Source organism: Bremerella cremea, from assembly GCF_039541315.1.
In the GTDB taxonomy this organism is placed as follows: Bacteria; Planctomycetota; Planctomycetia; order Pirellulales; family Pirellulaceae; genus Bremerella; species Bremerella cremea.
Genome location: NZ_BAABFZ010000003.1, coordinates 2,127,524 through 2,151,684, shown reverse-complemented (window position 1 = coordinate 2,151,684; position 24,161 = coordinate 2,127,524). Strand labels below are relative to the sequence as shown.

Annotated in this window: 10 protein-coding genes; 5 read left to right on the top strand and 5 right to left on the bottom strand. The window is 57.6% G+C overall.

Annotated elements, in window-relative coordinates; translation table 11 throughout:
- Positions 1 to 116 precede the first annotated feature (116 nt).
- Entirely contained in the window at positions 117 to 3,221 is a 3,105-nt protein-coding gene (locus ABD890_RS10900; protein ID WP_345088698.1) for a DUF1553 domain-containing protein, read from the top strand.
- Positions 3,222 to 3,225: 4 nt separating this feature from the next.
- On the top strand, positions 3,226 to 4,662 hold the full coding sequence (locus tag ABD890_RS10895; RefSeq protein ID WP_345088696.1) for a DUF1501 domain-containing protein: 1,437 nt from the start codon (positions 3,226 to 3,228) through the stop codon (positions 4,660 to 4,662).
- Positions 4,663 to 4,677: 15 nt separating this feature from the next.
- Here ABD890_RS10895 and ABD890_RS10890 read toward each other — a convergent pair whose 3' ends face one another.
- The 5 genes from ABD890_RS10890 to ABD890_RS10870 form a co-directional block, all read right to left on the bottom strand.
- Positions 4,678 to 5,307: a pentapeptide repeat-containing protein gene (locus tag ABD890_RS10890; RefSeq protein WP_345088695.1), complete on the bottom strand. Its 630-nt coding sequence runs from the start codon at positions 5,305 to 5,307 to the stop codon at positions 4,678 to 4,680.
- A gap of 373 nt (positions 5,308 to 5,680) precedes the next feature.
- Positions 5,681 to 6,808 (bottom strand): radical SAM family heme chaperone HemW, encoded by a 1,128-nt coding sequence (gene hemW, locus ABD890_RS10885; protein WP_345088694.1) that lies wholly within the window; start codon positions 6,806 to 6,808, stop codon positions 5,681 to 5,683.
- A 9-nt stretch (positions 6,809 to 6,817) separates the two neighbouring features.
- The gene (locus ABD890_RS10880) at positions 6,818 to 7,657 is read right to left on the bottom strand and encodes an MBL fold metallo-hydrolase (protein ID WP_345088692.1); all 840 of its coding nucleotides are present in this window, start codon (positions 7,655 to 7,657) and stop codon (positions 6,818 to 6,820) included.
- A gap of 126 nt (positions 7,658 to 7,783) precedes the next feature.
- Positions 7,784 to 8,566 (bottom strand): segregation and condensation protein A, encoded by a 783-nt coding sequence (locus ABD890_RS10875; RefSeq protein ID WP_345088690.1) that lies wholly within the window; start codon positions 8,564 to 8,566, stop codon positions 7,784 to 7,786.
- 69 nt (positions 8,567 to 8,635) lie between these two features.
- Positions 8,636 to 12,646 carry a hypothetical protein gene (locus tag ABD890_RS10870; RefSeq protein WP_345088688.1) on the bottom strand — a complete coding sequence of 1,337 codons (4,011 nt, stop codon included), beginning with the start codon at positions 12,644 to 12,646 and terminating at the stop codon, positions 8,636 to 8,638.
- Between the two features lie 426 nt (positions 12,647 to 13,072).
- Here ABD890_RS10870 and ABD890_RS10865 point away from each other — a divergent pair, with 426 nt between their 5' ends.
- The 3 genes from ABD890_RS10865 to ABD890_RS10855 all read left to right on the top strand — a co-directional run bounded on the left by ABD890_RS10865 (position 13,073) and on the right by ABD890_RS10855 (position 24,117).
- Entirely contained in the window at positions 13,073 to 14,773 is a 1,701-nt protein-coding gene (locus tag ABD890_RS10865; protein WP_345088686.1) for an outer membrane protein assembly factor BamB family protein, read from the top strand.
- A 348-nt stretch (positions 14,774 to 15,121) separates the two neighbouring features.
- Positions 15,122 to 20,086: a PVC-type heme-binding CxxCH protein gene (locus ABD890_RS10860; RefSeq protein ID WP_345088684.1), complete on the top strand. Its 4,965-nt coding sequence runs from the start codon at positions 15,122 to 15,124 to the stop codon at positions 20,084 to 20,086.
- Between the two features lie 236 nt (positions 20,087 to 20,322).
- The gene (locus ABD890_RS10855; protein ID WP_345088683.1) at positions 20,323 to 24,117 is read left to right on the top strand and encodes a S8 family serine peptidase; all 3,795 of its coding nucleotides are present in this window, start codon (positions 20,323 to 20,325) and stop codon (positions 24,115 to 24,117) included.
- Positions 24,118 to 24,161 lie beyond the last annotated feature (44 nt).

Sequence of the window (24,161 nt, the reverse complement as noted above, 5' to 3'; positions counted from 1 at the left end):
GACCTGTCGTAGTGGCATCTCTTCCTGGTTCCTGGAATAGGACGCTTGGACCCGGTTCCAACCCGGCGTATATGATGGAATAGAAGCTTCATTCCTTCATTCCCGGCGGCGGCCACTTGCAAAGAGATTTTCTCAGGGCAGTTCGTTTTTTCGCAGCGATCTTCTGCGCGCTGACGATTACTGCTGCGCTGCCTGCGGAAGACCCACCGATCGACTTTGCGGCTGAGGTTCAGCCAATCTTGGCTCAGCAATGTTACCAATGCCACGGCCCCGATGCGGCGACACGCCAGGCTGATTTACGACTCGATCAACGAGGCAGTGCCATGGAACACGTCGTCCCTGGCAAACCTCGCGACAGCGAACTTTATCGACGGCTGGTATCGAGCGACCCTGACTTCCGCATGCCGCCTCCCACTGCCGAGCATCAGCCAACGCTCGCCGAGATTGGTACGCTGCGGCGATGGATTGAACTGGATGCCCCGTGGGAGGATCTCTGGTCGCTGCAGCCGATCGAAAAACCCGATCTGCCGGAAGTACGTCAGGCCGACTGGCCAGCCAACGCGATCGACTTCTTCACGCTCGCCAAAATGGAAGCCAATGGTTTGCAACCGGCCGAGCCTGCCTCGCGTCACCAATGGCTGCGACGCGTCACCTTCGATCTCACCGGCTTGCCGCCGACTCCGAAAGAAATCGAACGCTACCTGGCTGACGATTCTCCGAAAGCGGAGAGCAAGGTGATTCAACGGCTCCTCGCGTCGCCTGCCTATGGCGAGCACTTCGCCCGCGAGTGGCTCGACCTGGGACGCTACGCCGACACGCATGGATACAGCATCGATAGCCACCGCGATATGTGGCGTTACCGCGAGTGGGTGATCGAAGCGCTCAACGAGAACATGCCGTTCGATCAGTTCACCATCGATCAACTGGCAGGCGATCTGCTGCCCGACCCGACGATCGATCAATTGACCGCGACTGGCTTTCATCGCAACACACCGGTCAACGACGAGAACGGCGCCTTCGATGAAGAGTACCGGCATGCCTACGTGGTCGATCGCGTCAACACGACCGGCACCGTCTGGCTTGGCATGACGCTCGCGTGTGCGCAGTGCCACGATCACAAGTACGATCCGATCTCGCAGCGCGACTTCTATCAGATGGCCGCCTACTTCGATAACGTCGACGAGAAAGGTCTCGATGGTGCGCTCGGCAACGCGGTGCCAGTGATTAAGAGCCCGACCAAAGCTCAACGTCGTCAGCTTACTCAGTTGAAAGCGGACCGCGAGCAAGCTCAAGCGGCGATCGCTGGAATGCTTGCGGACGAGTATGTCAACATGCCTGCGTGGGAAGATTCGGCCCGTCGCGAAGGGCGTGCGGCCTTGGTGGAAGAATCGCAGTTATTGGCTAAGTGTGGCTTCGATCAACTGCCGATCGATTCCGACGTTATCTCGCTGGAAGGAGAAGCAATCCTGGTACCAGGCAAGGTCGAGCAGGCGTTGCTCGGCAATGGCAATCTGCATCTCGCATTGAAGCGGAAGAAGCCTGGGGTGATCTCGCTGAGTGTCTGGCTTTATCCCACGATTGATCGCCCGCAAACGCTTTATGCGGCCCAGTTGGCCGATGGATCGAAGGTGGAGCTGAATCAGACCGGTGGCGACTTCGATCTGGTGCAGACTTCGCCCCAAGGAGATGTCCGACGTTGGCATGCGAAGACGACGCAGTGGGAAACGAACTTATGGCAGCATGTCGCGGTAACGATTGACCCAACGAGCCCGGCCGACTCGGCAATTTGGGTTCGTGGTAAACGACTCGTGCTGAAGCCTGAAACCGAGATCGAAGAAGCGTCGGTTGAAGCGGTTCGCGAACCGCCAGAGCCAAGCGAAGCCTTGCTGGCCGCACGGGGACTAATCGATCAAGTGCGGATCGATGGGCGTCGCTGGTCGGACGAAGAAGTCGCCGTTCTAGCGGGGGGAAATCCGATTGCCCAGTTGCTGGCGATCCCGCCCCGGCAACGCTCCGCTGAAGAGACCTCGCGACTGAAGCGTTATTACCTGCAAGAGACCGAAGCGGAATTCGTCCGTCTCGAAAAAGTGATCGCCGACCGTGGCTACGAGATTGAACGGCTCGAGGCGGAGTATCCCGAAACGATGGTCATGCTCGAGCAGACCGATCCGCGGACTTCGCATATCCGCGTACGAGGTGCGTGGGATCAATTGGGCGACGTGGTCGAGCCAATGGTGCCAACGCAGCTCTTCAACGCGGCTGCCAAAGGGCAGAACGATCGCCTGCAACTGGCACACTGGTTGGTCCACGAGAAGAACCCGCTGACCGCACGCGTGATTGTGAATCGCTATTGGGCACACTACTTCGGCACCGGGCTCGTAAAGACGGTCGAAGACTTCGGTACCCGTGGCGAGTTGCCGAGCCATCCAGAGCTGCTCGACTACCTGGCCAACGACTTAATCGCCAGTGGCTGGGATTTGAAGCGTCTGCAGAACCTGATCGTTTCCAGCAACACCTATCGGCAATCGAGTCACGTTGGCGAAGAAGCGTATCGTGAAGACCCCGACAATCGGCTGCTGACGCGAGGGCCTCGCTTGCGGCTGACGGCGGAAGAAATCCGTGACCAGGCATTGGCGGCTAGTGGCTTGTTGGTCCGCACGGTTGGTGGCCCCAGCGTGAAGCCCTATCAGCCGTCTGGCTTGTGGGAAGAGATCTCGACCGGGCAGCAGTTTTCGGCCCAGGCCTACGATCAGGAGCATGGCGAACGGCTCTATCGCCGAAGCTTGTATACCTATTGGAAGCGATCGAGCCCGCCGCCGAATATGTCGGCGTTCGACGCACCCAATCGAGAGATTTGCGTGGCGCAGCGCAGCCGAACTAACACGCCGATGCAGGCCCTGGTGCTGCTGAACGATGTCACCTTCGTGGAGGCGGCGAAAGTGCTGGCCAGCGAGGTGCTGCAGGGTCAGCGTTTCGAGCGTGATCCGGCGATTGAAGAAGCGTTTCTGCGGGTGGTTTCACGACCGATTACTCGCGAAGAGCTAACGCTACTGGTTCAGTTGCATCGCCGCGAACTGGCTCGCTTTGCTCGCGACGAGCAAGCGGTGAAGGATCTTTTATCGGAAGGAGAGACGCACGTCGAACCGTCGCCGGAACTGGCGGCGATGACGGTCGTGTGCCATACGATCTTGAACCTCGACGAGGCGGTGACCACACCGTAACGCAGTGCAGCACGAATTGCAGAAGCTGGCAGATCGACAAACACGACGAACATTCCTCGGTTCCGCAGGCGTGTCGGTCGGAGCGTTGGCCCTGCACGCGCTGACCACGGCCAAGGTCTGGGGAAGTGAAGGGGAGTTGCCGCACTTTCCGCCGAAGGTGAAGCGTGTCATCTACCTTTGCCAGTCGGGGGCTCCTTCGCAGCACGATCTGTTCGACTACAAGCCAGAGCTCGAGCGACTGCAAGGAGAAGAGATTCCTGAATCGATCCGCATGGGACAGCGTCTGACGACGATGACCAAGGATCAAGATTCGTTGCCGCTCACGCCGACCAAGTTCGCCTTCAGTCGGCATGGCAAAGCAGGAATGTGGTTTAGCGAGCTTGTGCCGCATCAGGCGGGAATCGCCGACCAGATGTGCCGAATTCGTTCGATGCACACCGACGCAATCAATCATGATCCTGGCACGTCGCTGCTGATGACCGGACACCAACTGCCAGGTCGGCCGAGCCTGGGAAGTTGGTTGAGCTACGGACTGGGAAGCGAAAATGAAGAGCTGCCGGCCTTCGTCGTGCTGGTTTCGCAGGGAAGTGCCAAGCTGAATCAACAGCCGGTGTTCGACCGTCTGTGGTCGAGCGGTTTCCTGCCCTCGCGGTATCAAGGCGTTCGCTTCCGCAGCAATGGCGACCCGGTGCTGTACCTCAACAATCCTGGCGGCATTTCGGCGAAGGACCGTCGGCAAGCACTCGATACGCTGGCAGTCTTGAATCAGCAGCAATCGCAACTCGTAGGTGATCCGGAAATCGAAAGCCGGATTGCTCAATACGAGATGGCGTATCGCATGCAGATGTCGATCCCTGGCCTTACGGATATGACGAGCGAACCAGAGTCGATCTTTCAAGCGTATGGAGAAGATGCACGTCGTCCTGGAAGCTACGCAGCCAACTGCTTGCTGGCGCGAAGGCTGGCAGAACGGGGCGTGCGTTTCATTCAGTTGATGCATCGCGGGTGGGATCAGCATCGTAGCTTGAACAGCGAGCTGACCCTCCAATGCCGCGACACCGATCAGGCCTCGGCCGCATTGGTGAACGACCTGGCCCGCTTAGGGCTGCTGGAAGAAACCTTAATCGTTTGGGGTGGCGAATTCGGGCGAACTGCCTTCGCGCAAGGAAGCATCGAACGCGACGACTACGGGCGAGATCATCACAGCCGCTGCTTCACCATGTGGTTGGCTGGCGGCGGCGTGAAGGCTGGTTACGAGCTCGGTACGACCGATGAACTGGGTTACAACATCACCGAAGACCCGGTCCACGTGCATGACCTCAATGCGACGCTACTACATCTGTTGGGAATCGATCACAAACGCTTCACCTATCGCTTCCAAGGACGCGACTTCCGGTTAACCGACGTGCATGGCAACGTGGTGCGGAAGGTTCTTAGTTAAGCGACTTCGCAGCCGCTAGGCCCACACCATCCACCACGGACGCTTCACGACGTGCGGCTTCGCCTTGAAGGGGCGATGCTTGGCACATGCATTGATGGCCCGTTCCAGGTAACAGCCATCCAGATGAGCGTCGGTCATGGTAGCATCGGTGAAGTTGGCTTCGTCGACCTTTGCGTGCGAAAGGTCGGCTCGCTCTAGATTGGACCCGCGCAAATCGGTTCGCGTCAGGTTGGCCTTTGGCATGTCGCATCGCAAATCGCACATGCTGAGGTCGGCTTCGACAAGTCGAGCGCCGCTCAGGTTGCAATTGTGCAGCTTGGCATAGCGAAGATTGGCTTTGGTCAAGTTGACGTTCTGCATCGACGAGTCGTTTAAGATGGCGTCGGTCATCACGACGCCAGTCATGTTGGCTCCGTCGAAACAGGCATGCTTGACGCTGGCACCCATGAAGGTGGCGCCTTCCAGGTCGGACTTCTCGAACGAGGCTTCGTCGAGATTGTCGCTGTCGAAAACGCAGCCGCGAAGAACTAATCGAGACAGGTCGGCACCAGCCAGGTTTTTACCCACGAGCTTGGCACCTGCCAGCGAGTCTGCATCAACTTCATACAGAACTTCGCCGGTAGCGAGATGCTTGATCTGAATCATGGCGTCACTCCCAGAAATGAAACTGGCCAAGGATTGGGGGTGTCACGTCAAGAAGAACACTCGCTCTTCCGACGTAAATCGACGCCTCGTCTTGTATGTCCCGTAGATGAAAAGCCGGCAGACGTGTCTTGCGTCGAGGGCTCTTCTGGTTGAATAGGAATGTGGCAGGAGAGTTCTGGCGAAGATCGAAAATCTTTTCGCATCACCTTTTCTCACTCTACCCACTTTGTTCTTCGTCACAAAGAACAAAATATGACAAAGGAATAATTAATGTCATCGGATCGTTAGTAGGGTGCGGTTTGTAGCGAACGCTCGTTCCGCGGGAATTACGGTGAATCGTCGAGCAGAGGGACACTCTAGAGATGGGGTGCCCTTATAAGAGTTCGATTGATATCGAATCACTTACTAGTAGACCTTCGCGCGTTAACTTTAATCGCTCACGGTCATGGATTAAGAGGCCGATGGCCAAAAACTGGTCGATTTCCCTTCCGCACAACTCCCACGGAGTCATCCCGGTATCCTGCTGGAAGGTGGGAATGTGCACGCCATCGATCATCCTTAGACCGAACACGAGTCGTTCGCGCGCTTTCATTTCATCCGTCAGCGTTTCCTGCTCTGCCACGGGAGAGTGGCCTTGTCGCATCCGCCGGATATAGGTGGTCGTGCTGCGGTGATTGGTCTCGCGCTGCATCCCGATATGACGCGATGCACCCGGGCCAGCGGCGAAGTATCGCTTGCCGAGCCAATACTGCTGATTGTGGCGGCTCTCGAAACCGGGAAGCGCGAAGTTCGAGACCTCATAGTGGCGTCGCCCGGCGGTGGTAAGGTGTTCGATCGCGGCCAGGTACATGTCGCGCTGCAGTTCTTCGTCCGCTTCGTGAAGCTGCTGATGTTCGCGGCGACTCCAAAAGGTGGTCCCTTTCTCGAACGTTAGGCCATAGGTCGAAACGTGCGGGGCACCCAGTGCGATGGCGGACTGCAGATCGTTCTCCCACTCGGCCAGCGTTTCATTCGGAGCGGCGAAGATCAGATCCATCCCGATGTTCGGGATCTTGGCCAGCAGCAAGTTGGCGGCACGCTCGACGATGGCACGATTATGATCGCGCTCGAGCAGTTTGAGCTTGGCATCGTGAAACGACTGCACGCCGAGGCTCACGCGGTTCACGCCGGCGTCATGCAGCAGTTGAACCTTCTCGGCAGTGATGTCGATCGGGTTCGCTTCAACACTCAGCTCGGCGCCTTCCGCCAGCGGAAACCATTGCCGGGCCAGGTTTAAAAGCCGCGACAGTTCTGGCAGCGAGAGATGGGTCGGCGTGCCGCCACCGAGAAAGATGGTGTCGACTTGGTGTGGTTGGCCCAGCTGCTGAAGTTCAGCCTCGATCGCGTCAAGGTAAGCCCCTGTCAGGTCATCGCGACCGGCGACGACCGTGAAGTTGCAGTAGCCGCAGCGATGTGTGCAGAAAGGGACGTGAAGGTACGCACTGCGAGGAGCTTCAAGCATGGCACGACATCAGAGCCACAAGTGAAGTCGGCCATCCAGCATGCCGGGCAGCTTCGACTTGACGTGCTCTTGGATCTGGTGGTTGTTGTACCGGGTACTGAAGTGCGAGGCGATCACCTTCTGATTCTTGAAGCGATCTTGCCGGGCCACGACGTCGTCGAGATGGATGTGACCCATCTTGTGGATCTTTTCCTTGCGATGATCTGGCGCGACGAAGGTCATCTCCATGATCAGGATGTCGGCTTCGTAGAACTCTGGAGCGTCGTCCATCGCTTCGGCCCGGCTGTCGCCCAGGTAGGCCAGCAGCGGATGGCGATGCTCTTCGGTGACTTCCGTCCCGGAAAGTCGCAGGTCGCGGATCTGATCGCCGGGCAGGCTTTGAAATTCTGGTTTCAGTTTGCGTCGTCGCTGCGAAACGATGTAGCCGACCGAAGGAATCGTGTGCTTGGTCGCGTAAACGTTGACGACCAGTTCGCGCGAGAGCTCGATCTCTTGCCCTGGCACGACAGGTTCGAGCGTGCATGGCATCTTGCCGCGGTCGAGTCGGCTGAACGCCTTGAGTACCTGCAGCGCCGGATTGATGGCGACCTCGGGCATGTAGATCACCGGAGGAGGCATTTTCATCAGTCGTCGCCGTGAGACATAAACGGGCAACGCGGCGATGTGATCGAGATGCGTGTGCGAGATGAACCAGGTGGCGGTACCCATGAAATCCCAGGGCTGCAGGCCGAGATCGAAGCCGAGCTTCATCTCTGGGATTCGCCAATAGGTTTGCACGGCCGCGCGGGAATACCCTTCGATCGTCAGTCCGTTGAATTCGAGTTTCCGCAGCGGGGCGTTGTCTAGCATGATGTCAAAAGGGTATCGGTGGTTGGCAAATCACTTGACGACAGGCAAGCCGATCTCGTGGCGAAGTTTGTGTGCCAGCGAGCTAATGCCGCCGGAAACGTGGGACCCGCATCGGTCAGGAAAGGTTCAGTCGGTGGTCAGCTTTCCCGAGTTGTATTCGTCGACGTCTTCGAACTGGACTTCGTTCTGGAACCCTTCGCCGGCGGTGATCCAGATGTCTTGGTCGTCCTCGTCCTGGTGGGCCAGCGTATTATAGTGCCGAATCAGTTCCAGTAGGGCGAGGAAGATGCCAATGATGCGAGTCTTCTGGGCATCTGGCGGAAAAAGAGTATGAAAACGTACCTTCCCCTCGTCGACGATCCGCTGATGGAGGTACTTCATGTGGACGCGAATCGGGGTGTCGTCGTACACAATGTTGGTCGGCTGCTGCGCCTTGTTATCGCGCAGCAAGCGATTGAGCGCGCTCACCAGGTCCCATAGTTCGACCTCGTTGATCGGCTGGTCGGCCATGTCGACTTTGCGGGGAGGTAAGTCGTCGGCGACACGGGTAAAGCGGCGTTGCCAGTTGCGGCCCTGGTCTTCGAGCAAGCTGGCGGCGTCTTTAAAGCGTTTGTATTCCAGGAGACGTTCGACGAGCTGTTCGCGCGGGTCGTCGATTTCTTCTTCGTCGGCGTCTTCAACTTGCGGCAGGACCAGCTTCGATTTGATCTCGATCAGCGTACTGGCCATCTCCAGAAAGTCGGCCACACTGTTCACGTCCAGCGCCTTCAAGATCTCCAGGTATTGCAGGTACTGCTGGGTAACCTGAGCGATCGGGATGTCGACGATATCGAGCTCGTGCTTACGGACCAGGTACAGAAGCAGATCGAGTGGCCCGCGATAGATCGGGATTTCAACTCGAAAGTTCATCAGGTGTACCTTGTCTGTCGTCGACGTAAGATCCCCGGCGGTAAGTCCGGACGGGGGAGGTGGAATTAATTATTCCTCCTCGTCGTCCCCACCGGAAGGGAAATGGGTGGTCCAGCCGTCGATTTGGTCGTGAACTTCTTCCAGCGAGAGTTTTCTCAGCGGAATAGCTTCGCTAGGTTGCCACGATTCATTGTCGCTGGAGAAGCTAGCGTCGAGCTCGACTTTGGTCACTTCTTCGTCCAAGGCCTTCAGCCAGGTGGGGATATCAAGCCCCACGCCGCTGGGTTCTTCGACCAGAGCTTCGGCTTCGTCGTAAAGCAGCTTGAAGGCGACGTTGGCATCGTCACTGCCCATGTGGACCATCGCCTGGGAAACGAGCGAGCAAATCCGATCGACGGCCAGCGGACGAACGAACCGTTCTTTAATGCGGTCGGCGACGGTCGGCATCTGCATGGCATATTCGCGCTGCAGTTCCCGCAGACGACGAACGTACTTCTCCGCTTCGTCCTCGATGCGGTCGGCGAGCGCTTTGCGCCACATCTGGGCTGCTTCAGCGTGCCCGGTCCGCACCAGCACTTCGTGCGTCATGACAATCGGCTTCAAGTTCCACGACACGCGGTCGTAGGCCGTTCGCAGTCGCAGGAAGTCGAGGAACATGTACAAGTATTCGCCGCGATCGCTTTGCGTGGTGGTGCTGTTGTAGTCGCGATACTCAGGGAAGTTCTCGAGGACCGCTTCAATCACCATGCTGAAGCAGGCAATCGACTCGGTGCGATTGATGTTCGTGCCCATCGCCTGGATGAACAGGGGCCAATGATCTTCCGGCCATTGCTGGCGAACCTTCTCGATCCAGGTCTCGACTCCGCCATGCAGAATGCTGCGAATGTTGCCTCGGTTAAAGAAGTGCTGCGTGAAGAGATCGCCACCATAACGCTGGATAAACGCTTGAACCAGCTTCCATTGGTTCGGGTCGGCAAACTTCTCGACGGCCGACAATCGCAATGTTCGGCTGTGATTGAGCCAGACGATCAGCAAGTTCTGCGTCACATGCTCCAGGCATTCGACCAATGCGTTGTCGAGTTCCTGGCCACCCTCTTTCGCGACTTCCCAGCTTTCCGACGAAGCAACCACAGCGTCGATGATCGCCAGGAAACCGGTCTCGAACAAAGCATCGAATTCGGTGATCGCCCCCGGACCGATCGGGTTGTCGTTTTCCATCTTGCGGGCCGTGTCGAGCAGTTGCCGCGACAGGTCGTATTGGCCGACGCGTGGCAACCAATGCAGCAACTCGCGAATGGTCGACTGGCGAACGCGGGTCGAGACAATCCGCAGCGGACCGCCACGCTTGGCAATCGGCACGTAAAGGAGCGGTTTGTCTTTCAGCGTGTTGAGCAGTGGTGGAAAGTGTTCTTGAACCGCATCGGTATCGCCGGCGAGGATCGCGGCGAACAGATCGACAGCCAAGGTCTGCTCAGCACCGATTTCTTTCTCGAGGTTCTCGAGCGACTGCTTATGTTCTGGGGCCACGGCGGCGACGGCGGACGAAAGTATTCTCGCGGCCGAAGCGGTGCTGACCGTGGTCGTGATGATTCGTTCCAGGACGAATTCTTTCACGGCGCGTTGCCGGTCGTATTCGACCATCTCTTGATGGTTGCCGCTGATATCGCTCAGCTTGTGTTGGTTCACAACCAGAAGCAGTTCCAGCAGTTCGCGATAGTTGCTGATGGCTTGTTCACGCCACTGCAACAGCTTCTCGATCACGGCCGGATCGCCGGTGGTTCGCATGGCCTGGAAGGCGGCCATCTGCCACTGCTGGGCAACACAGCTCAGAAACGAGATGTGCATGTTGATGCGGCGCGATTCGATCTGCAGGTCTTCGCTGCTGTCGGACGAACTGCTGCCACCGTCGAAGATAGCACCTTCGTTGCCGTCGTCGGTGCTGTCGGTGAAGGTGACATCCTCGTAGGCTGCCTGAAAGATGTCGTCTTCGTCGCCGGGTTCTTGTCCTTGGAACAAGGCGTCGAGCTCTTCGTCAAACTGGCCCTTCTTGGTGCGCTGCGAGAACCAGCCTGGTACCTGGTTATAGGCCCCGGCGTTCGCTTCCTGAAAGTCGACGAACCGTCGGATCATTTGCCAGGTCGCTTGCTGATTCTCTTCCGTGTTGGGAAGCGATTCGCGGTGCTTTTGATAAGCAAGGATCCACTGCGTCGCCATCGCAAAGTAGGACGTATCGAGATGATGCAGCGGGATCTCGTCGGCTTGTTCCAGCCAATGCATCAGCAGCGCCATCGTCGTGACGAAGTCGTTTCGTTCGAGCAACGCTTGAATCACCAGGCCATACGCCTTCGGCGAATCGAACATCTCGGCATGTGGCGACCAGAAAGCGACGTCGCCTGCTTCGGCACCCACTTTGTGCCATAGCCGCAAGGCATCGGCCACGCGACGAGCCGCGGCGAACGCTTCGTCTCCGCTGGGGCTGTCGACACTGGAAAGTTCGTGCGTGGCGAACTGATGCCACCACATCGAGAACTCTTCGAAGGCCCAAGCTGTTTTCGATCGGACCGCTTCGTCATCGCGAACGGCCGCTTCACTGAGGGCCTGTGACATCAGGTCGAAAATCTGTTCGATCATCCGGGCCAGGTCGTCGACGCGATGATCGCGGACGCTGTTCTCGTAGGCCGGAAACAAACTGAACTGCCCGTCGAAGCCAAGGATATTCCAAGGATCGACAATCGCGCCACATTCGATCGCCCGATGCAAACGGTCGACGATCTTGTGGATGTATTCGATCGTCTCGTTCAAGTCGCCTCGACGCATTGCCTGATGGGCCAGCGTGATGAAGCACTCGATGCGGCATTGCATCCGCGCGGAAGCCGTCGGCACGATATCGACCTGTTGCCCGGCCGCGTCAGGGTAGCCCATCCTTGAGTAGATCAACGCTAGCCGAACGTGCGCCAGTTGCTTTGCACGGCGATTGCTCAGGTAGCCATTGAGATGCTGGCGAGCGGCACCGAACGGTTGCCGACGCTGGATCGATTCTTCGTTCAAGCGAACCGACATCGACTCGGGGCAGCTATCGAGCAATTGGTTGTAGAAGCGATCTCGGTAGTTGGCGATCACCGGAACCAATTTCGAGAGGGTCATCTCGGAATCGTAGGCACCAGGACCACTGCCGGAGATGCCGGCTCCCATCAGCACGACACCAGCCAACACCGCGGCTGCCTCGTAAACAAGGTCTTCGTGCGAGAGATCTTCCGGCGGATTACGATCGACGCGATCGGTCAGGGCTTCGAGCGTGACTTGCTGGACGACGAACCGGCTGTAGTTGCCGTTCAGGTCGATGTGGTCTGGATCCCACTGACCAAACTGATAGTTCGGTCGCTTGTTGACCGGGTGCTCGAAATCGTAAGCTCGCGGGTCGATGGCCAGTTCGTCAAGGTTCTCGGGATCGAACCCCGCATCTTGCAAGATATCGGCGTCGGTGGCCTGCAGCAGCTCGAGCGTCTTCTCGACGATCTCTTGATGGCGGCCCAGGCAGGCACCGGCTCCCCGTACCCAGATCGGGATCGGACGGCAGTATTCGTGCGGGTAGGGCTCGGTCTTGCGCGTTTCGAGAGCCGGGACCGGGCGATGTCCGATGTAATCGTTGAGCTGATGCAGGCAATTCTTCAGCACCCGCGGCTCGTTTTCCCAATCCGCCGATTGGGTCAGAACGGCCTGGGTGGCTCGGACGACGAAGTAAGGCGAGAACAAACTGCCGCCGCTCTGATGGAAGAGCAGGTCGTGATGGAATTCGAGGTAGCCAGGCAGGACCACCTCGAAGACATATCGCAGGGCGGTTTCGGCTTGTTCGCTTTGCTTGAGAGCGGCCGAAGTCGCTTTAAGTCGCTCGAGCCCCTCTTTCAGGGTGTCGCCAGCCTTTTCCCACTGCCAATAAGGAGTGTCAGCCGATCCGTCGTGCAAATGCCGGAAAAGCTGGTCCATTGCGGCGGCAAAACGAGCGTCGTAGTCTCCGGAAGAGAAATTGAAGTAGCCGAGAATCTTCTCGAGCAAGCCATTCTCTTCTATTCGATCACCCATGAACCATCCGCTGCGAGAGAAAGAAGACGCCAAAAATCTCAGAAAGCTCTGATAACGGGAGCTGGACAAGAATCGTCGAACCCCTCGTTGGAGTGGTCGATTCTCCCGTAGAAGTTCATCGTAGAGGGGAGTTGTGCTGGGGTCTAGGCGATGAACAGCCCCAGGAATCGTTGAAAAACGAGGATTTGGTGAAAACCGGGCCGAAAACGTGACGCCTTTCGTCCTTCTGAATTAAGATGAAAAACTCGGCAAGGTATTTCCCAATCGAGTGTTATGCTTGAAGGGGATGCTGTTTTTGGCGTTCCTTGTCCTAAATCTTGTCGCTACGACCGCCGTTGCCCACGCAGCGGAGGTTCTTGTCCGATGTAGTTTCCACAGAGAACGCTGGGCCGTTTGGGGTGCCAGTTGAAGGAAGCACGACCAACTATGCAAATTCAGAAATGCGTTTCGCGGATTGCCATCTTTACTGTCGTGATGATGGCCGCCACTCCTGCTATGGCCCAGTTGGGGCCGCGGATTTTCTCGCCGATCGAACTGGAACGGATTGGTCTCGAGAAACTGTGGTCTGGGCAACTGCCCATTGATCCGGAGCGCTCGAAGCTCGATTCTTTCCGCCAGGTGGTTAGCTTGAGGGACCCTTTGGTGGTCTTCGAGGTTGAACACGCCGGCCGCACGACGACATTCAGCGCTAACGAGCTTGGTACGCTCGGCCAGCCGCTGGGGGAAGAAGGCGCCAAGAAGAAGGCCGAACAGTTCGTGGCCCGGCTCGATACCCGTAAAGGCGAACCAGTCATCAATCGACTGGAAATCCCGGAAGTTACCTTCCTGGCACAAAGCAGCGCCGGCACGCTGATGGCTGTCAATGGCCGCACCGGCAAGCTCGACTGGACCAAAAGCTATGGTCGCCCAGGCTTTCCGCAGCCAGCTCCGGCCGCGAACGACAAGTATGTGTTCGTCATCAACAACTTCAAACTGAACTGCCTCTTCCGCGGTAACGGCGAAGTCAAATGGACCAAGCCGATCGAAGGCGTGCCGATTGCCGGGCCTGTGGTGGGTGACGAGTTCGTTTACATTCCGCTGCTCGATGGCACCGTGGTCGCCTACAACTTCGACGGTGGTCCTCGTTTGACGCCACGCTACAAGTCGATTGGCCGCATTGTGAAGCCGATGGTGGCTACGCCTACTTCGGTGGCCTGGGCTACCGACCGGAACTACTTCTATGTCGGCTATGCCGATCGGCCGCTGGTTCGTTATCGAATCGAATCGAGCGGCGAGATCCTGGCTCCACCCAGCAGCCAAGGTCCACTCCGTTTGTTCTTCACGACCGAAACCGGTTACGTCTACTGTATCTACTCGACCGACGGGACGATCCAGTGGCGATTCTCGTGCGGGCTGCCAATCAACAGCTCGGCGATCGCAATCGATGATGGCGTCTACGTTACGCTGCAGCGAGGCGGGATCTACAAGCTTGGCTTGGAAGAAGGGGATGTGAAATGGTTCGTTCCGCGGGTCGACAAGTTCCTCTCGGCCAACGATCAGTACGTCTACTGCCTGGACGAAAACAAGAACCTGGTCGTGCTCGATATTAAATCGGGTGCCCGTGTTGGCGGTCTTGACCTGGGTGGTTACGACTTCTTCTATACCAATTCCCAGACCGACCGGATCATCCTCGGTACAACAACGGGGCGCATGGTGGTGCTTCGCTCGGCTGCCGATCCATACCCGATGGTTCACGTGAAGGTGAAAGCACCTGCCAAGCCTGAAGAAGGCGAAGCGGGCGATGGCAAGGAAGGGGACAAGGGTGCCCCGGCCAAGCCAGCAGTCGACCCATTTGCTCCACCGGCAGCTGGTGGTGGCGGTGTTGTTGATCCATTCGCACCCGCAGGTGGCGGAGGCGGCACGGCCGACCCATTCGGAGGCTCCAGTGGTGGAGGTAACGCAGCCGATCCATTCGGCGGCTCCGGCGGCGGTGGTGGCTCGAGCGATCCGTTTGGCGGCGGAAGCTCCGACCCATTCGGCGGTGGTTCGAGCGGCGGCAACTCCGATCCATTTGGTGGCGGCGGATCCGATCCGTTCGGCGGAGGTTCCGACGAGGGAGCTGGTATGAGCGATCCGTTCGGAAGCTAATCGCGCCGAGATTTCTAAGTCACTCTGAAAGGCCTTGCGTTCGTTACGGACACAAGGCCTTTTCTTTTGCGGAAGGGAAAACTAATTGCCCTTCACCGCCAGATTGTCCTTGACCATTCGGCAAAAATGGACGGATTAATCAACTTAGGTTAGTGCAATTCAGGGGAGTTCCGGGCTAAACTACCCCTAACCAGCCGTACGTTCGTCGTTCACGAAGTCGCGAATCCCCAAGCGACTTGGTGCCAGCCTGACGAATCCAAATTCCTCATCAAGCTTCTCGTAGACTGCGCGCGGTTGGCAATTCGCACGCATCCGCAACTACCTCACCTTGCAGGAGATTTGAATCACATGACCAAGCATTTGGCATGGCTCTTTGCCGGTTATCTGTTTGTCGCCTCGGCCGGATTGGCGATGGCAGAAGACGATGGCTTCAAGCCGATCTTCGATGGAAAGACACTCAACGGTTGGAGTGGTATCGACAAGTTCTGGAGTGTTGAAGACGGTGCGATCACCGGAACGACCACGCCGGACAATCCAACCAAGGGCAACACGTTCCTGATCTGGGATCAGGGCAAAGTCGACAACTTCGAGCTGAAGCTGAAGTACCGCATCATGGGCGGCAACTCAGGCATCCAGTATCGTTCGACCGACCTGGGTAACCACGTCGCGAAAGGCTACCAGGCCGACATCGACAGTGGCGATACCTACAGCGGTATCAACTACGAAGAACGTGGCCGCGGTATTCTGGCCCAGCGTGGCGAGAAGGCCACCGTCACCGATGGCAAAGGTCCTTACAAGGCGGAACGCTTCGCCCAGTCGGCCGACCTGCAAGCCAAGATCAACAAGGATGACTGGAACGAGTACCACATCATTGCCAAGGGCAACCACCTGATCCACAAGATCAACGGCAACGTGACCTCGGAAGTGATCGACGAAGGAGAAAAGGATTCGCGAACCAGCGGTATCCTGGCTCTGCAGTTGCACGCCGGTCCACCGATGAAGGTGCAGTTCAAAGACATCCAGCTCAAGCGTCTTCCGATGGAAGATGGCAAGAAGAAGGTTGTCTTCGTGCCAGGCACCCCGAGCCACGCTTGGGGCGATCATGAACACGTCGCCGGTTGCCGCCTGCTGATGTTGGCGCTGACCGAAAACATGCCCCAGTTTGAAGCCTCGATCTACAAGGGTGGCTGGCCAGACGATCCCACCGCTTTCGACAACGCCGATGCCGTGGTGGTCTATTGCGATGGTGGCGAACGTCATCTACTCAACGCCCACCTCGACGAATTCCAGAAGCTGATGGACAACGGTGTCGGCCTGGCTTGCATTCACTACGGGGTGGAAACCCCGAAGGGAAAGCCAGGCGACAAGTTCGTCGACTGGATCGGCGGCTACTTTGAAACGCACTGGAGCGTCAATCCACACTGGACCGCTTCCTTCACGCAGATTCCTCAGCACCCCGTGACCAACGGGGTGCTGCCATTCGACATCAATGACGAGTGGTACTACAACATGCGCTTTCGTGAAGACATGGAAGGGGTCACGCCGATCCTGACTGCCATTCCACCCGAAAGCACCCTCAGCCGCCCCGATGGTCCTCATAGTGGCAACCCACATGTGCGTGCCATGAAGGGGCAACCGCAGCACGTTGCTTGGGCATCGGAACGCGAAGATGGCGGACGCGGTTTCGGTTTCACCGGTGGTCACTATCACTGGAACTGGGCCGACCCGAACTTCCGCAAGGTGGTGCTCAACGCGATCGTCTGGATCAGCCACGAAGAAGTCCCTGCCAAGGGGGTCGAATCGGACTCGCTGACGCGCGACGACATGGAAGGCCTGATTCCAGAGCCAAAGCCACAGCCGAAGAAGAAGCCAGAACCAAAGAAGGTTTCCAGTAACGTTAAGCCTCTCTTTCGAAGCCCTGTGATCACCTCGGCGACCCCGAATCATCAGGTCGACATTCGTGTCGACCTGCAAGGGGCGAAGAAGCTGTACCTGGTCGTCACCGACGGTGGCAATGGTTTCAGCTGCGACTGGGCCGACTGGATCAACCCGAAGCTGGAAGGCTCGAAGGGGGAACTTTCGCTGACCGATCTGAAGTGGAACAAGGCCAGCACCGACTGGCAAGGCGTGAAGAAGAACCGTAACGTCAACGGTCAGCCGTTGATGGTCAACAACAAGCAGTACGAAAACGGCTTCGGGACGCATGCCAACTCGGTCATCGAGTTCGACATCCCTGAAGGTTATTCCAAGTTCTCCGCCATCGGTGGTTTGGACAACGGTGGCACCAATCAAAATGGTGGCAGCGATACGTCGGTGCAGTTCGCGGTCTATACGCAGGACCCCGGCAATGTTTCGCAATCCGCTTCCGACGCATCACGTAGTCCGGAATCTGCGGTTGGCAACTTGGACGTTTATCCTGGACTGCAGGCCACGCTGGTCGCTGCCGAGCCAGAGCTGAAGAGCCTGACCAATATCGACATCGACCACCGCGGCCGCATTTGGGTCTGCGACGTGATGAACTACCGCGGCAACAACGGTTCGCGGAAAGAAGGGGATCGCATCCTGATCCTCGAAGACGAAGATGGTGACGGCGTCGCCGAGAAGAGCAAGGTCTTCTATCAGGGGCGCGACATCGACTCGGCCATGGGGGTCTGCGTGCTGGGGAACAAGGTGATCGTTTCGGCTGCTCCGAACGTGATCGTGTTCACCGACGAAAATGGCGACGACACACCAGACAAAAAAGAGATGCTGTTCACCAAGACCGGCCAACCACAGCACGATCACTCGGCCCACAGTTTCCTGTTCGGCCCCGATGGCAAGCTGTACTGGAACGTCGGTAATACCGGTCAGCACGTGCACGATGCCAACGGCGAAGTGGTCGTCGATCTGGCCGGCAACAAAGTCGTTGACAATGGTCAGCCTTACTTCGGTGGGATGCCATTCCGCTGCAATCTCGATGGTAGCGACTTCGAGGTGTTGGGGCACAACTTCCGCAACAACTACGAAGTGACGGTCGACTCATTCGGCACCTTGTGGCAAAGCGATAACGACGACGATGGTAACCGCGGCGTCCGCATCAACTACGTCATGCAGTACGGCAACTTCGGCTATCGCGATCAGATGACCGGTGCCGGTTGGCGTGATCCACGAACGAACATGGAAGAAGAGATCCCGCTTCGCCATTGGCACTTGAACGATCCCGGCGTCGTGCCGAACCTGCTGCAAACCGGCGCTGGTTCGCCAACCGGTATCTGCGTTTACGAAGGCACGTTGCTGCCGAAGGTGTTCCAGAATCAGGTCATCCACTGCGATGCTGGTCCAAGCATCGTGCGCGCCTATCCGGTTCAGAACGATGGTGCCGGCTACTCGGCCGAATCGGTCGACATTCTGAAGGGGGCTCGTGACAACTGGTTCCGTCCGGCCGACGTTTGCGTTGCTCCGGATGGTTCAATCTTCGTCAGCGACTGGTACGATCCAGGCGTCGGCGGTCATGGTCAGCGCGATCTCGATCGGGGCCGTTTGTTCCGCGTCGCTCCGGAAGGATCGAAGTACAACGTGCCGAAGTTCGACTTCACCACGACCAAAGGCTGCATCGAAGCCCTCAAGAATCCTTGCCTCTCGGTTCGCTACATGGCATGGACAAACCTGCACAACCAAGGTGCCGCTGCCGATGCCGCACTTCAGGCCGCTTACAAAGCTTCCGACGATCCGCGATACCAGGCCCGCCTGCTGTGGCTGCTCGGGTTGATTCCTGGGAAGGGGCAACAAATCGTCGACCAGGCACTATCGGCGGATGACGCCGACCTGCGTATCGTGGGTCTGCGACTGGCTCACGAATTGAAGCTGCCCGCGACCGAAGTGGTCGCCAAGGTCCTTCGCGATCCATCCCCTCAGGTGCGTCGTTCGGCCGCGATCGAGCTTCGTTTCGATGGCAGCGACCTCGCTTCGCAGCAGTGGGCCGAACTGGCTCAGCAGCACGACGGCAAAGATCGCTGGTACCTCGAAGCCTTGGGCATCGGTGCCGATCTGCACTGGGATTCGCGTCTGGCTGCTTACCTGAGCAAGGTGAACGGAGACCTCAGCTCTCCGGCAACCAAGGATATTGTCTGGCGAAGCCGTGCCGCACAAACGCCGGAACTGTTGGCGAAGCTGATCGAAGACACCAGCAACCCCGTCGATGGACTGGCGCGATACTTCCGCGCGTTCGACTTCCAGCCGAATAAGGATGGCGTCGACTCGGCCGTGGCTCAGTTGGCATTCGCCAATACCCGTCACGATGCCGCCGAAACGATGATCATTGCCGAATCGGTCAAGCGTTTGCGAAAGCTCGATCGTGGCAACGCCCAGACGGTGGCCTCGATGGAAAAGGCTTTGCAGAAGCTGGCTGGTACGCCGATGTACATCGAACTTGTCGATCGCTTCCAACTCGAGAATCACTACGCCGACTTGCTGCAAGCCGCGCTGGTCGAGCCACAATCGGATACGGGCGTCGCTGCCGTCGGCGTTCTGCTGCGACGTGGCCAGAATCAACTTCTGGCTTCCGTTCTGAAGGAAGGCAAGCCAGAAGAGAAGTTGGCCCTGACCACGGCGATCTCGAACAGCAGCACCGGTCAGGCCAACGCCTGGTTGAATCGCATGCTGAACGATGCCTCGCAAGACCTGCAAGTGCGTCGTGCGGCCGTAAAGGGGTTGGCGAACAACCAGAAGTCGGCTCGACAGCTTCTCGAGATGGCCAAAGCAGGCAAGCTCGATGAGGAACTGATGCAGGCCGCTGCGTCTCCCCTGAAGGTCGCCGTGTGGGAAGACGTCCGTCGCCAGGCGAACGAGGTCTTCCCGCAGCCACCATCCAAGGGCAATCAGCAATTGCCGCCGATGGAAGCCTTGGTTCGTATGCACGGATCAGTCGAGAATGGCAAGAAGATCTTCACTACGGTTGGTACCTGTAACAAGTGCCATATAGTGCAGAAAGAAGGGAAGGAAGTCGGTCCGAACCTGAGCGAAATCGGCTCGAAGCTGAGCCGTGAAGCGATGTACGAGGCCATCCTTTACCCCAGTGCCAGTATCAGCCACAACTACGAGAACTGGGCGGTTCTGACCGACAGTGGTACCGCGGTGACCGGTTTGAAAACGAGCGAAACGGACGAAGCAATCACGATCACCAACGCGGAAGGTCTGGCTCGTACGATTCCGAAGAACGAAGTCGAAGAGATCCGCAAACTTTCGCTCTCGGTCATGCCCAACGACCTGCAGAAACTGATGACCGTTGAGGAACTGGTCGACGTCGTCGAATACCTTTCGACGCTGAAAAAATAGCGATCTGCTCGCCCCTCTCCGATGGCAGATCCAATTCTCAGGCCGCTTGAACTTCGACGTTCAGGCGGCCTTTTTTGTTGGCTTTCTGTCGATTCTGCGGAATTTTCTACATTCTGGTGCTTCGCCCCTCCGGTAATTGCGACCTACAATAGAGGGTTTACGGCGACTTTGCCGACCGCTGTTTTGAGCAGCGGATAGCTCTCCTGCGAACGTTCCTTCAACCACTGCCAGCCACGATGCGTTATACCCTTGCTCTTTTGTTCGTGACGTTCTGCGCGCCTCTGTTTGCCCAGGAAGTCGGATTCCCTGCGGCCGATCTGCTTCCCAAGAAGGAAATCGGGGCGACTCGTTTTCTGGAAGAACATCGCAAGTTTGATGGCCGGGGCGTCGTCGTTGCGGTCTTCGATACCGGTTGCGATCCAGCCGCTCCCGGCCTGCAAGTGACTTCGGATGGCAAGCCGAAGATCATCGACATGATCGACGCCACCGGCAGCGGCGACGTGCAGACCAGCACCATTCGCAAAGTTGAAGAAGGAACCATCACTGGTCTGACCGGGCGTAAGCTGACGATCCCTGAAAAATGGAATTGCCCGAGCGGCGAGTTCCACGTCGGGATGAAGCCTGCCTACGAGCTCTTTCCACAAGCCGCCATTCCACGCATCAAATCGGAAAATCGCAAGCCATGGGACATCGCTGTTCGCACGGAAGTCGAAAAGCTGACCCGCGAGATCGAAGCCTTCGAAAAAGAAAATCCGAAACCCAAAGGGGACAAGAAGAAGGAAGGCAAAGACCTGGAACTGCGTTTGGAACAACTGACCAAGCTTGGTTCGAGCTGGAGCGATCCTGGTCCGATCTACGACTGCGTCGTCTTCAACGACGGCAAGATGTGGCAGGCCGCCATCGATACCGATGAAGATGGCGATCTGAGTGACGAAAAGCTGATGACCAACTACAAGGTCAAGCGTCAGTACTCGACCTTCGGCGAAGTCGACCTGGTGACCTATGCGATCAACATCTACGAAGAAGGCAACGTGCTGAGCATCGTCGTTGATGCCGGCACGCACGGTACGCACGTCGGTGGCATCATCGCAGCCAACTATCCTGACTCGCCCGAGCTGAACGGTGTCGCACCGGGGGCTCAGATCGTTTCGGTGAAGATCGGCGATACGCGTCTCGGTTCGAACTCAACTGGTATCGGCGAAGATCGTGGTTTGATCGCCGTGCTGGAAAACAATTGCGACCTGATCAACATGAGCTACGGCGGCCCTTCGCCCGAATGGAACGTCGGTCGAACCGCTCGACTCTTCTCCGAAATCGTCAATCGCTACGGCGTAATCTTCGTTTCGAGTGCTGGTAACAGCGGACCTGCCCTCAGCACCGTGGGTGGTCCTGGCGGAACAACCTCGGCGATCCTTGGCGTTGGCGCTTACGTCTCGCCAGAGTTGATGTCGGCTGCCTATTCGCTGCGAGAAGACCTCGGCGAAATGCCTTTCACCTGGTCGTCGCGTGGTCCCACGATGGATGGCGACTTGGGCGTCGATATCAGTGCCCCTGGTGGTGCGGTGGCTCCTGTTTCGCGTTGGTCGCTGTCGCCAGGCAGCTTGATGAACGGTACCTCGATGTCGTCCCCCAATGCATGTGGTGGCGTGGCATTGGTGCTCAGCGGTTTGAAGCAAGAGAAAATTGAATACACGCCGGAATCGGTGAAGCTGGCTATCAAGAACACGGCCCGCAAATTGGAAGGTGGCACGGTCTGGGCGAATGGTCGCGGCTTGATCCAAGTCGGGGCCGCTTTCGATTGGTTGGTCGAATATCACGACGCCGTCGAACCTGCGGTTCGCTACGAAGTCTCGCTGCCAGGGTTGCGAACCAAGCGTGGCATTTACCTGCGAGAAGGTGACGAGGTTCACCGCGTGCAAGAGGTTACCGTCAGCGTCGATCCGGTTTTCAACGAAGACGACAAGTTCGACGTTCGGGCCGACTATCGTGCCGAGTTCATCCTGAAGTGCGACGCCGACTGGGTGAAGGTTCCGCAGAACTTCTACGTCAATCATGGTGGTCGCGACTTCAAAATCGAAGTCGATCCACGACAACTGAAGCCTGGGGCGCACTTCGCCGAAGTGGAAGGCTATTTCGCCGATCGTCAGGACCTGGGGCCACGTTTCCGCGTGCCGATCACGGTGCTGATGCCAGTGACCGAAACGCCGCAAACCGAATTCAAAACGACCCTCAAGCTCTCGACCGGACAAATCGACCGCACGTTCATTCAAGTTCCGATGGGTGCCACCTGGGTCAATGTTCGCGTGAAGTCGGACAAGCTGGAAGACACGAAACTGTTCGTCTTCCACGCTCTGCAGCGACTGGAAGACCGTCCTTTCCCGACGATTGAAGAGAAGTCGTTCCTGCCGCTGGAACCAGGGCAAGTTCGCGAACTGAGCTTCGCCGTTGCGGAAGGGAAGACGCTGGAAATGACGCTGGCCCAGTACTGGTCGGCCCTTGGCGAAACCGAAGTCGAACTGGAAGCAAGCTTCTTCGGCCTGATGCCAGCGCCAGGTGATTTGACCTGGGACGGAACCAACCCGATCCATCGCATCGATGTGCAATCGAGCCTCGCTCCGATGCAGATCGAACCGAGTGCCAAGTTCAAGAAGCTTCGCAAGACCTTGCTGCCGGTGAAGAGCGAAGTGAAACCGCTCGATCCAAAGCGTGACGAATTTCCGGATAAGCGTTTGAACTACGGCATCACGCTGACGTACGAGTTCACCCTCAGTGAGAAGTCGACTGTTTCGCCAGAGCCAATCATCTGGGCGAATGGGTACGATCGCTACTCCGGTGGTGTCTATGCGATCTACGATGTGAATAACCAGGTGGTCGAAACGGGTTCCGGTGGACGCGAGGCGTCTCTCGAAAAAGGAAAGTACAAGCTGACCTTCTTCTTCCGTCAGGAAAACCGTGACAGGGTGAAAGACCTGGAAGACATGCCGATCTGGCTCGACTTCGATCTGGGTGGTGGTCCTGGTGTGCGAACATTCAGCAGCCACGAAGCCGCCGCCAGCCAGCAAGGCGGGTTCCGCTCGGCCTGGGTTCGTCCGGGCGAACTGGTGCCAGTCTTTCTGACGCTGAATTCCAAGAGTCTTCCGAAGCAGGCATCGCCAGGTGATCTGCTGCTGGGTGAAATTCAGTTTGGCGATCCCGACGGCAAGCTGGGTGGCGCATCGCGTCGACCGGGCGGTTTCCCGCTGGAATACGTGGTTGCTCCGCCGCCAAGTCCGAAAGCGGAACCTGCGGACGATCAGCCGAAGAAGGATGAGCCAACGCTCGAAGAGAAGCTGTTCGAGACGAAGCTGGCTTACTTGAAGACGCTGAAGACGAAGAAGCAGCAAAAGCAATTCAACGAATTGTTCAAAGAGCTGAACAAGGAAAAGCCTAAGAACATTCAACTGCTGCAGGCCAAGTTGATCATTCTGGACGACAACGACCGGAAAGAGCATTTGCCCGAAGTGGTCGCTGCCGCCGATGCGGTGCTAAAGGTGATCAATCAGTCGAAGGTGCGGACCTACTTTGCGGAACGCCGCGATCCGGAAACCGACAAAGAGAAAGAGCAGATGAAGGAGATGACCGAGCAACGCGACGTCATCATCGATACGCTTTTCCGTAAGGCTCGGGCTCTGGCCTACATGGATCTGCCAACCGACGATCCAGAGCACCCGGAAAACGTGGACATCAAGAAAGAGCCCAAGGATGAAAAGGAACGGGCCGAGCTCTTCGAGAAGGCGTTCGAGCAGTTAGAAAGCTGGGTCGATACGACCGATAAGAAGTATGCACTGCTGCACTTACGTCGCCTGCGTCGTGACGAGCAGTATGGTGAAGCCTTGAAGTTGCTTAACAAGATGATCGACGAAGATCCGACGGACCTGCTGCTTTACAAGAAGCGATCCGATATCTACGGAGAACTGGGTTGGGACTTCGCCGAACAGAACGAAGAGCAGTGGCGCAAGCTGCGAAAGCGAGACGGCATGCTCCCTAACTAGAGGGGGGCTGGCATCCGAGCGGTCGGGAGTTGCTGAATAGTGGA